The organism is Ensifer oleiphilus (genome assembly GCF_013371465.1).
GTDB lineage: Bacteria > Pseudomonadota > Alphaproteobacteria > Rhizobiales > Rhizobiaceae > Ensifer > Ensifer oleiphilus.
Genome location: NZ_JABWDU010000007.1, coordinates 225,653 through 239,453, shown reverse-complemented (window position 1 = coordinate 239,453; position 13,801 = coordinate 225,653). Strand labels below are relative to the sequence as shown.

Annotated in this window: 13 protein-coding genes and 2 pseudogenes; 10 read left to right on the top strand and 5 right to left on the bottom strand. The window is 58.1% G+C overall.

Annotated elements, in window-relative coordinates:
• The first annotated feature begins 61 nt into the window (after nucleotides 1–61).
• The 3 genes from HT585_RS24190 to HT585_RS24180 all read left to right on the top strand — a co-directional run bounded on the left by HT585_RS24190 (nucleotide 62) and on the right by HT585_RS24180 (nucleotide 1,415).
• Nucleotides 62–376: a hypothetical protein gene (locus HT585_RS24190; RefSeq protein WP_176355335.1), complete on the top strand. Its 315-nt coding sequence runs from the start codon at nucleotides 62–64 to the stop codon at nucleotides 374–376.
• Between the two features lie 79 nt (nucleotides 377–455).
• Nucleotides 456–653: a hypothetical protein gene (locus tag HT585_RS24185; protein WP_176355334.1), complete on the top strand. Its 198-nt coding sequence runs from the start codon at nucleotides 456–458 to the stop codon at nucleotides 651–653.
• Nucleotides 654–1,163: 510 nt separating this feature from the next.
• A complete protein-coding gene (locus HT585_RS24180; protein WP_176355333.1) occupies nucleotides 1,164–1,415 on the top strand; it encodes a hypothetical protein in 252 nt (83 codons plus the stop codon).
• Between the two features lie 345 nt (nucleotides 1,416–1,760).
• Here HT585_RS24180 and HT585_RS24175 read toward each other — a convergent pair whose 3' ends face one another.
• The gene (locus HT585_RS24175; protein WP_176355332.1) at nucleotides 1,761–3,290 is read right to left on the bottom strand and encodes a sensor histidine kinase; all 1,530 of its coding nucleotides are present in this window, start codon (nucleotides 3,288–3,290) and stop codon (nucleotides 1,761–1,763) included.
• A gap of 410 nt (nucleotides 3,291–3,700) precedes the next feature.
• Between HT585_RS24175 and HT585_RS31865 the strand changes: the two are divergent.
• Both HT585_RS31865 and HT585_RS24170 read left to right on the top strand, forming a co-directional pair.
• Nucleotides 3,701–3,838: pseudogene (locus tag HT585_RS31865) on the top strand (sorbosone dehydrogenase family protein); the annotation flags it as partial.
• A 135-nt stretch (nucleotides 3,839–3,973) separates the two neighbouring features.
• Entirely contained in the window at nucleotides 3,974–4,426 is a 453-nt protein-coding gene (locus HT585_RS24170) for a hypothetical protein (RefSeq protein ID WP_176355331.1), read from the top strand.
• Between the two features lie 57 nt (nucleotides 4,427–4,483).
• Here the strand turns inward: HT585_RS24170 and HT585_RS24165 are convergent, their stop codons facing one another.
• The 3 genes from HT585_RS24165 to HT585_RS24155 form a co-directional block, all read right to left on the bottom strand.
• Nucleotides 4,484–5,740: a DUF763 domain-containing protein gene (locus HT585_RS24165; protein WP_176355330.1), complete on the bottom strand. Its 1,257-nt coding sequence runs from the start codon at nucleotides 5,738–5,740 to the stop codon at nucleotides 4,484–4,486.
• Nucleotides 5,741–5,996: 256 nt separating this feature from the next.
• Complete coding sequence (locus HT585_RS24160) at nucleotides 5,997–6,611, bottom strand: DNA-3-methyladenine glycosylase (RefSeq protein WP_246707893.1); 615 nt, start codon at nucleotides 6,609–6,611, stop codon at nucleotides 5,997–5,999.
• A 373-nt stretch (nucleotides 6,612–6,984) separates the two neighbouring features.
• Nucleotides 6,985–7,290, bottom strand: a complete 306-nt coding sequence (locus HT585_RS24155) for a hypothetical protein (protein WP_176355329.1) — start codon at nucleotides 7,288–7,290, stop codon at nucleotides 6,985–6,987.
• A 413-nt stretch (nucleotides 7,291–7,703) separates the two neighbouring features.
• Between HT585_RS24155 and HT585_RS24150 the strand changes: the two genes are divergently transcribed.
• Together HT585_RS24150 and HT585_RS24145 are read left to right on the top strand one after the other, a co-directional pair.
• A complete protein-coding gene (locus tag HT585_RS24150; RefSeq protein WP_176355328.1) occupies nucleotides 7,704–7,865 on the top strand; it encodes a hypothetical protein in 162 nt (53 codons plus the stop codon).
• Between the two features lie 283 nt (nucleotides 7,866–8,148).
• Complete coding sequence (locus HT585_RS24145) at nucleotides 8,149–8,385, top strand: DUF6894 family protein (protein WP_176355327.1); 237 nt, start codon at nucleotides 8,149–8,151, stop codon at nucleotides 8,383–8,385.
• Nucleotides 8,386–8,499: 114 nt separating this feature from the next.
• On the opposite strand, the gene HT585_RS24140 is transcribed toward HT585_RS24145, so the two are convergent.
• Complete coding sequence (locus tag HT585_RS24140) at nucleotides 8,500–9,885, bottom strand: phenylacetate--CoA ligase family protein (RefSeq protein ID WP_246707891.1); 1,386 nt, start codon at nucleotides 9,883–9,885, stop codon at nucleotides 8,500–8,502.
• A gap of 415 nt (nucleotides 9,886–10,300) precedes the next feature.
• Between HT585_RS24140 and HT585_RS24135 the strand changes: the two are divergent.
• From HT585_RS24135 to trpB, 3 genes and pseudogenes are all read left to right on the top strand, one after another.
• Nucleotides 10,301–11,074 (top strand): annotated as a pseudogene (locus HT585_RS24135) (TCP-1/cpn60 chaperonin family protein); the annotation flags it as partial.
• Between the two features lie 242 nt (nucleotides 11,075–11,316).
• On the top strand, nucleotides 11,317–11,925 hold the full coding sequence (gene folE / locus HT585_RS24130; RefSeq protein ID WP_176355326.1) for a GTP cyclohydrolase I FolE: 609 nt from the start codon (nucleotides 11,317–11,319) through the stop codon (nucleotides 11,923–11,925).
• A gap of 582 nt (nucleotides 11,926–12,507) precedes the next feature.
• A complete protein-coding gene (gene trpB, locus HT585_RS24125) occupies nucleotides 12,508–13,722 on the top strand; it encodes a tryptophan synthase subunit beta (protein ID WP_176355325.1) in 1,215 nt (404 codons plus the stop codon).
• Nucleotides 13,723–13,801 lie beyond the last annotated feature (79 nt).

The following is a 13,801-nucleotide window of genomic DNA, read 5'->3' as shown; positions in this document are numbered from 1 at the left end:
ATCTATTGCATGCAGAAGGTATCAGACTGCATCCCTTTTCGGACTAGAACGGATTCTGCAAATGCCAGATTGGCGCGCCGTAATTGTCGAGCAGGCCGAAATCGCTGTGGCGGTCGAAAACGTTGTCATAAAGGCGCTCGCGCGCACGGACCTTGCCACGGCCGAAGCATTGCGACTGTGGTCGAAGGTGGGAGAACTTTTCACCAAGGCACAGACAGTAGGGCGTGACTTGGGCAACAGTCAGGCCGACCCGGAATCCATTCGGGACTTCGAGGCCATCAAGGATATCTATCTTGCACTCCATGGGCTGCTTGATGCCCGTCTCTTCCTGATGGCCGGTCTAAGACCGACAGGACCGTCGGGAGGCCTTCACTGACCGCGAAATGGCTTTCGTGCCCTATGGCAAATGGTGGAGACGAGGTGAGCGCGTCGAACTCGATAATGGGAGGTGGATCATGTCGCTAACCGATACCAAGAAGAACATCGGCACGGTGGTACGTGGTTGGAACGCGCGTTACGATCTCGAGGAGTTCATAGACGCCTACCACCTCGCGCCTCTGGAGGCGCGCGAGATTTTTGCTCGCATCGGTCCTTACAAGGTGGACCTGGACCAGGCGATGAAAGCCCGCGCGCAGACGATCGCCAAGAAGTAAACCAGCCCCCCCCAGGGCTTGGTGTCGCTCTTCCTGCACCTCGAAGATGGTGGTGCTTGTCACCTCAGCCACCCGCCGGTTAAAGCCTCCAACCATGGCTAAAGCTGGCGGCGACGAAAAGACGAAGGCCCGTCCGCTCCCGCGCGCGATATCGATGTTGCGAAAGCGCACGCCGTCAAATTCGCTCCTCATTCTGCCGATCGCAATTCTGCCGGCGAAAGTGGGATCCATCCGGCCGTTCGCGACCGGCCTATGGAAGAATATCCAACCACTCTTGCGAGCCGGTTTGAGCGGGCTGCTGTGCGAATGGGTTTCCGATGTGGACTGGATGCCTGTGCAGTAACAGTGCGACAGCTTCAAAAAAATGAGATGCGTGCCCGACCGCAGAGCGTGGGAGTTTCTCGACAAACTCTGTCTGAACGGTTGCAAAATGTGAGGAACCGATTGTGCGTTGTGCCGTTCACTCCTTGTGGAAGCCGGCATCGTGCCGGCGAATGGAGAACCATAGTTATGTTGAAACCAATCGCTACTCTCGCCTTTGTCGCCGCCTTGGCCTGCCCTGCATTTGCACAGACCAATGTCGTCTGTGACGAGGCGTCGATCATGAGGGCCGAACAGCAGATCGCGCAGATCAACGACGGCACCAAGAAAATCGAGTCTGCCAAGGAGTTGACCATGGCAAAGGACGCCATGACGGCAAATGATCTGGAGAAGTGTAAGTCACACCTGGGCAATGCGATCAAGGGCATGGATGCCATGTAGAACCTGACGCGGGGCGGCGTCCTGTCTCCCCGCGTTCACTTTTGCAGAACCTTTCGGGAAGCCTTCCGACATGGCGTAAAATATTGCGGCACAACAACAAGAGACACTCTTCTTTCTCTGTCAGCGACTGACTTCGAGGCGGTTTATGATCTGAGCGCCAGCCACGCTCTGAAGCTGTGCACCCGCGTCGGGCCGATGCAATCGAAGCTCGATACGTTCACGCCCCTTGTTCGCCAGGCAATAAACTCGATGCCGTGATCCGGCATGTGCCCCACCGGATCTCGGGACGGCTGGAGGAGAGACACAATGCCCGAGCAAGACTTTGTCCGCTTGCCGACATTTCAGCTATTCATGGATTTCGATTTCCGCAGTGAAAACCGTACCGTTGCGGCGCTCATAGATGAACTCGCCTCGAAGCTGGCCCACGACTCCCTCGACAATACGCATACCCATTCCTGTAACGGCCGCGCCCTTGTCAAATCCGACGCCGTTATCCGCAATCACCAGGCAGGCCCGTTTGTTTTGGAGTGATCGCAACGCCACAGTGATGACCCCACTACGGTCATTCGGGAACGCGTACTTGAGCGCATTTGTAACCACCTCGTTCGTCAGGAGCGCAAGCGGCGTTGCGTGGTCTGCCGCGATGTCGATATTTTCAAGTTCATAACTGACACTAACGCGGTCGCCGCAGGCGATCAGCAGTTTGTCCACCACTGCGGGTATCAACTCCCGCGTAGACACCGTCGTGAACTGATCGCGGCTGTAGATCTGCTCATGGACCGCCACCATCGCTGCAATTCGGTCGAGGAGAGATTGCTGCATAGGTTTGGGGAGTTGCTGGGTCCGGATCAGCGATTGGACGGATTGAAAGTTGTTTTTGACGCGGTGATGGATTTCGCGCATCAAAAGTTGGTTCTCATCCAGCGCCGCAGTAAGGCGCTCGGATTTGGCCGCGTCTATGCTCAGCAGATACTTGATCCACGCACCTGCGGCCAACAATCCCACCACTGCAAGCAGCAGCACTGTTCCCGCGATGAAGACATCGTTCCAGAACCGCACCATGCCTGCGCTCCGTTCAGCCGACCCGACAGCTACGAAGTCCGTTCCTTCAACGACCGTATATCCAACGATACGGGAGACGCCGTCGGCGGGAGACACGGCCTGATACGTCCCGGAGGGAGCGTCCGGCAGGAGATCGGTGAAGAGTGTGTACTTGCTCATGTCAAGGGGGCCCGCGGGCGCAGGATACCGTGCGACCAGTTGCCCATCTCGCCGTATGATACCAACTGTCGAACCCTCACCAAGGTCGACCGTTTCCCAGACCCCCGCCAGTACCTTGCCTTGGAAGGCTACGGTCGCTACGCCGGCGAATTCACCCTTCCGATCCAAGCGTCGACTGAAGACGAAAATTTGCTCCCCGGTAAGCCGACTGACCAGTAGGTTGGATACATGTGTCTTTGCCCCCTTTGCCAATTCCGAGAAATAGGGGCGGTCGGTGATGTTCATCGGCTTGATGGCTGGATCCGTCGAATACAATGTATTCCCGTTGCGATCCACGACATAGGCCTGAACCCCGCCCGGGAGGTCGGCGACCGCACCATTGATGTCGCGAACTGTGTCGGTGGCAATGCCGATATCCGGTCCCAAGGAATCGTCGATGCGTTGAAGTGCCTGCCAGGCGAGCGCGTCGATCCAGGCCGCGTTTGTAGCCACGATCTTGGCGGCGGCCGTGGCTCGCTCTTCGGTGCGCCTGACCGAAGCCGAGTAACTCTCATGCAGCCAAAGGCCGAGAAGGATGAGAAGTGCGGCAAACATGGCCGCAATTACGGCTGTGGCGGCCGTCGCAACAGTCGGCGTACCCTGTTTGATGACCATTTGACCTCTGCTTCGCACAATCCTCCAGAGCGAGCATTATCCGACGCGTCGGCGGTTGTCACTTGTCGCCGTTGCGCCAGATCAAATCACTTTCCGCGAAAATTTACCGCAATGGACAGACTGCCTTCCCCGACACGATGACCGGCGAGGTCGGACCGTAGCAAAGGATGCCAGCACCTGCGCGCAAACGGTGCCGACTTGCTCAGATCTGCCTCCTTGCCGGCTGGGCTCTTGAGCGAGGACAGAGTGCTTAAGGTCGGTCAAGCGGGTCTTCGCCCGCGTCCACGATGTTGAGGGCTCGCATCGGCCGTTTGCTGCGCTAGACACCCTGTTTGGGTTAGAAAGCCCCAGAGGCCTTGGCCGCCGGAGGTTGCATTAGATAAGGCCGCGATGTCGCCCGGCCCTTTCCCGGACCACCGAAGGACATCCTGACCGGCTTCATCGGAGGTGAAGACAAGGCGCGGGGACGGCCCGTGGGGCTTGCCATCGCTCGGCAGGGTGCGCATTTCGTCGGCAACGTAATCTGGCGGGTGACGCCGGCCAAGTGACTTTCCCTCCGCTTCTGCGGACAGGCCGTCGAGAATTTGGAACCGCTTGCCGCGCGCGCCGTTTCCTTCCTGATACGGAAATCCGAGCCGCCTTTCCACGTAATCAATCGCGGCCAAACGCTGAAGGAGACGGCAATGTCCAACAATGTCCAAAATGGCGGCACCGCAAAGTCCACCGGTGAGAGCGAAACGGAATTTGGCATGTCCATGGAAAGCAAGGCCCAGTTTGCCGACGCGCGTCGCCAGGCCACCGATTTCGTAGGGGAAGGCGGTCCCCTCAACGTTTACCGACTGGTGCCGATCGCAGCCGCAAACGACCCTCGATGGCAAAATGCCCTAAACCAGGGCGAAGTATTGGTCGCCGCCCGTTCATCCGGAGATGCTCGCGTCGTCGCCGCAGGGTGCGAACTCGACTATATGGAAGTTGATGCAGCACCTGCCGAAGGCGTGAGCACGCTGGACGCGAGCGCGTTCCGTGACGAAAAGCTCTATACCGTGATCGAAGTCGAGCATGCGAAACCAGGATTGGTGCGTGGTCTGATGGAAGGCAACATATCGGTGGCAACGATCAAGCCGGTACAGATCTGAGCCTCCATCCACGCCAGCGATTGGTGGGAGTAGAGCTGCGAGCTCAGGTCAGAGATATTATCCTGAAGGCTCTGGGTCTTGAGGCGGCTCCCATCCGAAGACACTGCGTCCGCCGAGTGACGCTGAGCGGCTAAATTCGCCGGCAACGATTTCCTTCAGATCGGGGCCGGTCACGTAGTGTTCGAGGCGACGCGCCTGCTCATCTAGACGCCGAATCGCCTCAAGTTCTTCTGTATATCCGAGCTTGCTCTTCGAGACGGCCGACTTCATCACCCTGATCGTTTCATCATAGACCTTCAACGGAACAGGAAACGGATGACGATCCTTGCCGCCGTGAGCGAGCGAAAAGCGAGCCGGGTCTGAAAAGCGGCACGGTGCGCCGTGAACCACTTCAGCGACCATGGCCAGCGCCTCTACCGTTCGGGCGCCGACGCCGGGCGTCAGAAGCAGTTCCTGGAAGTCCTTAGGGCCTCGCTCGGATGCAGCAGCGAGTGCTGCATGCAGACGGCTCATGTTGACGTCCTTTTCCCGCACGTCGTGATGGACCGGCATGAGCAGATGGGGAAGCGGCAGCTGATCTGGAAGACTTTCAACAGCAGGGTCGGTGCGTCTGACTGCGACGACTTCGCGAACGATGCGGTCGGGACCCATGTTTGCGAGCAGATCAAGCTGACCTTCTCGCGACCGTTCCGCCCGTCGGTCAGCAAGATTGACGATGACACCCTGGGTGTTTCCTTCAATCGCCGCATGTGGGCTGTCGAGAAAGTTCTCCAGGTTTTCCGACAGCCAGTGATAGCGCCTGGCCTGCCGTTGATCGCCATTCATGCCCTGCTGGACAACGACCCAATGACCATCGTCGGTGACGATGAAGCCGTGCAGATAGAGGTCGAAACCGTCCTGAACCGCGGCACTGTCTATCTTGGCGACGAGGCGGCTGGTTGTCACAAGATGCTGGGCGTCAAGACCCACCCGATCGCCGATGGCAAGCAGCTCTGCCGGAGTTTTGCGCGACTGCGCACCTCGCCCACCGCAAACATGGAGCCCGAGCTCAGATGATATTGGCGTCAGGCCGCGCTTCAGCGCGCCGATGACGCTGGTGGTGATGCCAGAAGAATGCCAGTCCATGCCCATGACTGCACCAAACGACTGAAACCAGAAAGGGTGTGCCATCCGACGCAGAAACTCATCGCGGCCGTAGTGCAGGATAATGGCTTCGGTGATCACGGCGCCGAGCCTGGTCATGCGATCTCCAAGCCACCTGGGCACGCGCCCGCCGTGGAGTGGGAGATCGGCACTACCCGAACGTTTTGCCATGAGTTTGTCCTGTCGACACACAATGACCGAGGGTGGGCTTTAGCATTTGCGGCGCAGAAGTTCGACCGTGAAACGGACGGTCCCAGGCTGGATGGGTAAGAAGCTCGGCTGCCCTTTCGTTGGCCAAAAGGAGAAAGCGGAAAAATCCTGATGTTCTCCATCCCCATCGCGTCCGCTTGGCACAGCCTGCGACCTCTTTAGGGAACACAATCGCCGCTGGAATGTTCCACCTTCAAGTTGCGTGATCGATTGTCGGTCACTCATTTTGCTCGAAATCCGGCAACGGGAAAGGCTCGGGAAATCTCCGGCTCAGATAACGCGAACCCTTTGCGCCGAAGCGCCACGGTCGATCGACCGCCTGACTGATGCCGACCCGCGGGCCTTGACATAATTCGACCATGGAGTGACCCGCTGAAAGCCGGAACGGCGCAGAAGAGAGCGAAAGCCCATCAAGCTTCTGCGACACCGCGAGAGCCTGGCAGAGCCGCCCCGGGCCGGCACAGAGAAGATAGCCGTTGGCGGTTGCACGCCGCTGACGCATTGTTTCTATGCCAATGGTCGGTTCAAGTGCCCGGATCAGTACTGCGCTGCCTGCTTCGCAGACAAAATTTAGGCACCAATGCAACCCATAGGACCGGTAGACATAGGAGTTGCCGGCCGGACCGAACATCGCGGCATTTCGTTTCGTAGGTCCCTTATGGCTGTGGGAAGCGGGATCGGCCATTGTATAGGCTTCCGTTTCGACGATGATGCCGCCGACGCCGTCGACTTCAAACTCGGTCCCTATCAAGGCCTCGGCAACGCCAACAGCGTCCCGATTGAAAAATTCGGGCGAGATCAACGATGTTTTTCCTTTCCTGAAGCCGCCCAATAAGAGGAGGTTCGAATTCCAATGGGATTTCGCGCAAACCGGGCGCCAGATCCTAGTGGGAATAAGCAGGTTTTCCGCGCGAACGCGATATGGTTTTGTTCCGCCAGCGTCTGGCTGATGAAAAACTGACGCGCCTGGCTCTAATGATCCGAGAAGCTTTCGGCTCCCATCCCCACCTTCTCACCGGTTCCGGCAATTTGAAGTGGCAGGTCAGCGATAACCGCCATTCACGGGCTTTAGCGCCCCTTCGTCCAACGAGGCCGACGGGGTTGGCTTGCCTAGCCATGCTCCTCATCCACGTGTGAGACTTGATGGTTTCTTGAGCACTGACCACTTGCGGCGCGATCGTATTTGGGCCTGCGGCTCGCGTTCCCTAGCGTCTCGATGCACCCCAGAGGTATCCGATGAAACCGGCCGCGATGAGGACCGGGGCAAGATGGCTCCTGATCCTGTTCTGCGTCGTTTCAAGTAGAATGGCCGCCTCCGTTACAGCCAAGCGGGACGTGCCTGAAATAATCGACCCGAGCTCCCCGCGAAGGGTCGCAAGTTCTGCTCGCAGCGCCTCGAGCTGAGCCTGTGGGGTCAAAGTGGCATTGCTTTCGGAACTGGTCTCCAGCACCTCATCGACAACCCCCGCTATGGTGACATTGTCACCGGTTTCGTAGCCACTGTGACCCATAAGCCGTCTCCTCTCGCGTGAAGGCGATGCCACCCAACGGTGGAGACATGGCATTGTTCCATCGGTATGGCTCGCTGACGAAATCTGGCATCACAGTTTGAGCAGTCGTGAGAAGTGACCCTGTGGCTTTCGCAAGCGTTAGCCGCCTTGTCAAACATGATTTCGGTGACGACGATGCCAAGCCTAAGCAATCGCTGAGAGCGAACCGCGGCTGGGAGCAACAGCGGCATTTGGCCTTGATCGAATGATGGTAGAGCGATTCCGCAGGACTTGCCCCGCGCTCGCTGGAACGAGGAGCTGGCAGTTGGTTCTTACTGGCAAGACCGCTGGCAAGCGCATTGCGCAATAGCGAACGCCGCCGGCGGCGCTATCCAGTTGCAGCCGGGGCGTTCCTACCGATCGGTCGGGCGATCATGACGCTCTCCTACGGCGTGGTGGTCCCCATCGAGCCGACGGGCGAATTGGCTGCGCAGGATGTTTTGAGGCGTCTCTATCCGCATGCTGCAGCGGACGAACGCGATTTCATTTGGCTCCGTTGGCGGGCGGCGCCCTTCTTTGAACTGGTGGCGACCTGACCCGACTTCTAGAAGGCTCGGGTGGTGGAGGCCGGATCTTGACGAGTTACGTGTCCCCCGCGCGCAGGCGTGAAGTCTTGAAACGCAAGAGGCAAAGCTGACGACCGCGCGTCCATGGGGAGAAATCTGCTCCCGCATCACTTGAAGGCACGCAGTGAGCCACGTGGCAAACCGCCGGCTTCGCTCCCACTCAACGTTTACCTGTCTGGCCACCCATTCCAGCGACGATTTAGGGAACAATGACGCTGTTTCAGACTTTCCTTTCGAGCGGAGGTTGAGCCAGATGACGCGTTACTTCTTTGATCTTAACAATGGTGACGGCAAGACGGTCGACGAAGAGGGCCAGGAACTCGGTTCGCGTAACGCGATCATGCAAGAAGTCACCCGCATCCTCGTGGATGTTGCTCGGGATGAATTGCCTGTTGGCCAAGGCACTGAAATTTCAGTGTCGGTGCGCACTGGCGTCGGCAAGGCCGTTTCTGTCGCTACCCTGACTTTTGAGAACGAGTGGCTCGATTGACGGTCGCGGATTGATGTTGGCGCTCTGCGATCGACAGACCCATGAGCTGGGCGCGTCTGGTCACATGGCCGGGCAGCAATCCCGAACGCTTAAGGCAATCAAAGTAGCTAAGCCCTAACTTTCGTCCGGGAGACGCGTCGCGGGTGCCGTCACGAGTTTCTCCTTTGCGCCGGAACCCGAGCGCTCGATGGCGTCGACCACCTTGACGAGAATGCTCGATGGCTGGGCGTCGACCGCCGTCAGCGTCGTGCGCACAGCGTCTTCGATCTTCCGGCTGACGGCATCGGCATCGACCCCCGGAAATACCGAGACCCTGATCTCCAACCCCTCGCGCAGTGGTGCGAACTGGAATTGGCGCACGCCCGCCGAGCTTGTTAGCGGCGAACGCAGACGGTGGGCATGGACATTGACGGTGCCGCCGCCACGCCTGGGAAAGCGAAGCATTTCCTCCCGGCGCCCGGTGATCGAGGCGATACGCCAGAACGGAAGGCCGCAGGAACACGGTTCGGTTGCCATCGTGACGATGTCGGAGATTTCGTAGCGCACCAGCGGCACGATGCGGTTTGTCAGCGTCGTGACCAGAAGCTTTGCGCCCTCAATTCCGTTCCGCAGGGGCCGATTGTCGGCATCGACCACTTCGAACACGAACGCATCTTCCGCCAGATGCAGGCCATCGGCACAAAGGCATTCGTGTCCCATCGGCCCGGCTTCGGTGCAGACATAACTGTCTGCGACCGTCGACTGCCATGTCTCGGCTGCGATGTTGCGCACATCCTGCGTCAGCGTTTCGGCGCTGGTGCGGATCAGCCTCGGCTTGATCCGCAACCGTCCGGCCTGCTGCTCTGCGGCCAGCACGCGGACGAACGAGGGATAGGTGGAAATGACTTGGGGTTGATAGGCATTGAGCGTTTCGACGATCGTCTCGATCGGCATCAGCACATTCAGCCCCGGTGCATTGGGCCGTATAGCCCGCAGCTCGGCGCCAATGCGATGGGAGATATGGATGGGAGACGACGCAAAAACCGCCATGCTCCGTGTCGTCTCATCGATGCCGACTATTCTCTGAAACCGCAGCATGGTGGCGATCGCGGCCAGCCAGGCCGCTCGATCGAAAGCGGTGATGCCGCGCTCGCCTGTCGTTCCGCCCGTCGCTGCGACGTTAAACTCTCCGAGGAGCAGGCCTCCGGGGTTGTCGCCGTCAAGGTGCTGCTCCACCTGACGTCGGTTGAGCCGCGTATCTGTGACGATTCGGTCGAAGTTTTCCATGAGCACGCGCTTTGTCAACGCGGGAAAGTCTTCCAGGGGCGCACCGCGCGCCACCGGAGCACCGATGGTGTCACGATAATACGGCGACGAATGGACGGCGTGCCGCAACATCGACTGCAGCTCCGCCCGTTGACGAGACAGCAGTTTCTCTCGCGACCATTGGCAACGGCTGAAGAGTTGTTCGGAATGCTGCCTCAGGCTGGTGAGATCAAGCGTTGCAAGAGATGGCGACATCGAAGTAGCCTTGTTCCTGTTGCCGATCTGGCCCGGCGAGCTCGACATCACCCAGCTGATCGGGAACGCCGAGCGGATAAAGCTCTAGTCCACGACCATATCAGATCACGAAATTAGGAAACAGATTGATCGTAGCAGGTCGTCCGGGAGTCTTTGCTCCAGGCAAAGCGACCTTGCATCAACCACAGATGCTCACCTTCAGAAGCTCGAAGTTGCGGTTGGGCATATCAAGCGTCCATTCCGGCGCACAGTCAATGCCGGGTGTCAGGCGGTCGAGTCGAATTGGAGAGCAGTTGCGTCTTCTATCTCGAAGGCAATGCGGAAATCGACCCTCTCAGCATGTCATCAGAATGACGACTGGTAGCATTTTTGCATTCGCAGGCGAGCGATCTCAGACCTTGGACATCACGGCCCCAAGGGCCCCGGTTTCGGCGACCGGCGCAAGGCGATGCTCGAAGACATCGCCGTCCTGTCCGGCGGCACGGTCGTTTCCGAGGATGTCGGCATCAAGCTGGAAAACGTCACCCTCAACATGCTTGGTCGTGCGAAGAAGGTGGTGATCGAGAAGGAAAATACCACGATCATCGACGGTGTCGGCTCAAAGGCGGAAATCGACGGCCGCGTGGCCCAGAAGACCAGTTCGGACTACGATCGCGAGAAGTTGCAGGAACGCCTGGCCAAGCTCGCCGGCGGCGTGGCCGTCATGCGCGTCGGCGGCTCGACGGAAATCGAAGTCAAGGAGAAGAAGGATCGCGTCGACGATGCATTGCACGCAACCCGTGCTGCCGTCGAGGAAGGCATCCTGCCTGGCGGCGGCGTGGCGCTGCTGCGCGCCACCAAGGCCCTCGACAATCTTGCCTTCGCCAACGACGAGCAGCGTGTCGGGATCGATATTGTTCGGCGCGCGGTCGAGGCCCCGGTTCGCCAGATCGCTGAAAATGCGGGGGCGGAAGGGTCCATCGTGGTCGGCAAACTTCGGGAAAAGTCTGATCTGCAGTTCGGCTGGAACGCGCAGACCGGAGAGGATGGCGATCTGTTCGCAATGAGGGTAATCGACCCGGTAAAGGTTGGAAGGACGGCTCTCCAGGACGCAGCCTCCGTGGCGGGCCTTCTGATCACCACGGAAGCGATGATTGCAGAAAAGCCGAAGCAGGAGAAGGCGTCAGCGCTTCCAGCCGGCGCCAAAATGGCAGTCGCTGACGTGGATCAAAAGATCACGACTGTCGATCCGGCGCGCGTCGCATGGACCAAACGTACGGTTTCCGACAATTGCAAGCTTTCGCGACGCCTGGACTTTTCTGACTTTCAGCTTGTTCGAAAACAATTTCCAGAACAGATCAAATTGGCCGACTGCTCCAGGAACCGATATTTTTGATCTGAAACGAATAAACCAACGTATCGCCGTCGTTGATTCAGATCTGGAGTTTTTTCATGGATGCATTCGTCAACGATGCGGACACTTTAGCTTCCACGCAACGCCCCACACAGGAGGAAGCCGAGGCTGCTGTGCTCACGCTGATACGGTGGTCTGGCGACGATCCCCTTCGCGAGGGTTTGCGCGACACACCGATGAGAGTCGCGAAAGCCTATCGCGAGCTATTCTCCGGATACGAAGCCGCTCCTGCAGACGTGCTGGCACGGACATTCTCAGAAGTGAAGGGTTACAAGGACATGGTGATCGTCAAGGATATCCCGTTCTTCTCCCACTGCGAACACCATATGCTCCCCTTCCATGGAATGGCCCACATTGCCTACATGCCCGACCAGAGGGTCCTTGGACTTTCGAAGATGGGACGTTTGGTCGATCTTTACGCCCGCCGCCTGCAGACCCAAGAAGCGATGACCTCACAGGTCGCCCATTCTCTCGATGAGAGACTCAGGCCGAAGGGAGTCGCTGTTATGATCGAGGCTGAGCACACGTGCATGGCCATGCGCGGCATCCGCAAGCAGGGTTCAAAGACACTGACGACCACGTTCACCGGTCTATTTGAGACGTCCCCTGCCGATCAGGCGCGCTTCATGACGCTTGCCCGGGGATAACCGCCCTGCCCAGGGACACCTCTGACGGAGCACTGAATAACTGATGACTGATAATGGATCGGTTGGATGCCGGCTATTCCTGGTTTGTTACTACGGATTGCGGCGGAATTTGACGTGCCATGACGTGGGAGTTGGATGACGACGGTAAGGACGGATGATTGTCCGCCTTTCGCCGCGAAGTTCAATTTCAGCGTCAGGGATGAGGACGGTCAGTACCGCAGCAAAATCTTTAAGGTTGAAAAAGGTCGATGGCATCCTGTGCGCGAACCATTGAGGGATTGGGACCCGAGAAATCGATAAGGCAAAGCGATGAATGACGCTATGCCAACCCGCTATCGTCGGGCACATGCCATTGTACGCCGAAACATCCAAACGAGGGTCGCGCCAGGCTAAATGCCAAGCGGCGTCTATGGGGTTAACCACGCTTGAATCTGGCAAACCTAGTCCCGGTTCTCATGCCTTGCAATCAAATCCCGATATCAATTGGCACCTGATTGCAGCAACTGAACTTAGTGAGTCAGCTCAGCATCAAAGATCCAAGTTCCTTATCCATCGTATAACGTGGACAACGAGGAGATTTCGATGCAAACCCAGAACGTTGCGATGCCAGACGTGGATGGCTTTTTCGGTCAATTCGGTGGGCGTTTTGTTGCAGAAACGCTTATGCCCCTTTTGCTCAAGCTCGACGCCGAATGGCAAGAGGCAAAAGCCGACCCTTCGTTCTGGCAACATTTTGAAGCCATGTCCCTGCGTTATATCGGCCGCCCTAGCCCGCTGTATTATGCCGAGCGTCTTACAGCCGCTCTTGGTGGGGCCCGTGTCTACCTCAAGCGCGATGAACTCAATCACACTGGCTCGCACAAGATAAACAACTGCGTCGGTCAGATATTGATCGCGCAAAGGATGGGTAAACGACGCATCATCGCTGAAACCGGCGCCGGCCAGCATGGCGTCGCGACTGCAACGGTCGCAGCGCGTTTTGGTCTCCAATGCATCATCTACATGGGCGCCAAAGACATTGAGCGCCAAGCTCCGAACGTGTTCAGGATGCGTCTCCTTGGCGCGGAAGTGAGACCGGTTACGTCGGGAAACGGAACTCTTAAGGACGCCATGAATGAGGCGCTTCGCGATTGGGTTTCCAACATCGATGAAACGTACTACCTGATCGGTACCGTCGCCGGCCCCCATCCCTATCCCGAAATGGTCAGAACCCTCCAATCAGTCATCGGTACAGAGGCACGCAAACAAATATTGGAGCACGAGGGCCGTCTGCCAAACCTACTGATTGCAGCGGTTGGCGGCGGCTCTAATGCAATGGGTCTCTTCCACGCTTTTCTTGGCGATCCGGACGTCGCGATGATCGGCGTCGAAGCCGGGGGGCGCGGTGTCGATACCGATGAGCACTGCGCTTCTCTTTCAAAAGGAAGGCCCGGCGTGCTGCATGGCAACCGGACTTATATTTTGCAAGATCTGGATGGCCAGATCCGAGAGGGGCAATCGATTTCAGCAGGTCTCGACTATCCCGGAGTTGGGCCTGAGCACGCATGGCTCAGGGAAAGCGGTAGAGTCTCATACAAATCTGCCACTGACAGCGAAGCACTCGAAGCGTTTAAATTTCTGGCCACCGAAGAAGGTATTATACCGGCTCTGGAGCCGTCGCATGCACTGGCGGAATTAATAAAGATCGCACCTGGAATGTCGGCAGAAGCGATCATTATTCTCAACCTCTGCGGCCGCGGCGATAAAGACATATTCACCGTTTCAACCTTAATCGAAAGTAATGAGGAACTCTTTTGAGAGGAGCGACCTCATGGTGCGATCAGCAACAAGGTACCGATCTGACTGATGAACAAGCGAAGGGCTGCCAGCCCTTCCC

Excerpts from the sequence above, each read along its gene's own strand:
- HT585_RS24140 (WP_246707891.1), bottom strand. The coding sequence starts at position 9,885 with ATGTCGCCATCTCTTGCAACGCTTGATCTCACCAGCCTGAGGCAGCAT.
- HT585_RS24150 (WP_176355328.1), top strand. The coding sequence starts at position 7,704 with ATGACGCTCTCCTACGGCGTGGTGGTCCCCATCGAGCCGACGGGCGAA.
- trpB (WP_176355325.1), top strand. The coding sequence starts at position 12,508 with ATGCAAACCCAGAACGTTGCGATGCCAGACGTGGATGGCTTTTTCGGT.
- HT585_RS24190 (WP_176355335.1), top strand. The coding sequence starts at position 62 with ATGCCAGATTGGCGCGCCGTAATTGTCGAGCAGGCCGAAATCGCTGTG.
- HT585_RS24170 (WP_176355331.1), top strand. The coding sequence starts at position 3,974 with ATGTCCAACAATGTCCAAAATGGCGGCACCGCAAAGTCCACCGGTGAG.
- HT585_RS24165 (WP_176355330.1), bottom strand. The coding sequence starts at position 5,740 with ATGGCAAAACGTTCGGGTAGTGCCGATCTCCCACTCCACGGCGGGCGC.
- HT585_RS24175 (WP_176355332.1), bottom strand. The coding sequence starts at position 3,290 with ATGGTCATCAAACAGGGTACGCCGACTGTTGCGACGGCCGCCACAGCC.
- HT585_RS24145 (WP_176355327.1), top strand. The coding sequence starts at position 8,149 with ATGACGCGTTACTTCTTTGATCTTAACAATGGTGACGGCAAGACGGTC.
- HT585_RS24185 (WP_176355334.1), top strand. The coding sequence starts at position 456 with ATGTCGCTAACCGATACCAAGAAGAACATCGGCACGGTGGTACGTGGT.
- folE (WP_176355326.1), top strand. The coding sequence starts at position 11,317 with ATGGATGCATTCGTCAACGATGCGGACACTTTAGCTTCCACGCAACGC.
- HT585_RS24180 (WP_176355333.1), top strand. The coding sequence starts at position 1,164 with ATGTTGAAACCAATCGCTACTCTCGCCTTTGTCGCCGCCTTGGCCTGC.
- HT585_RS24155 (WP_176355329.1), bottom strand. The coding sequence starts at position 7,290 with ATGGGTCACAGTGGCTACGAAACCGGTGACAATGTCACCATAGCGGGG.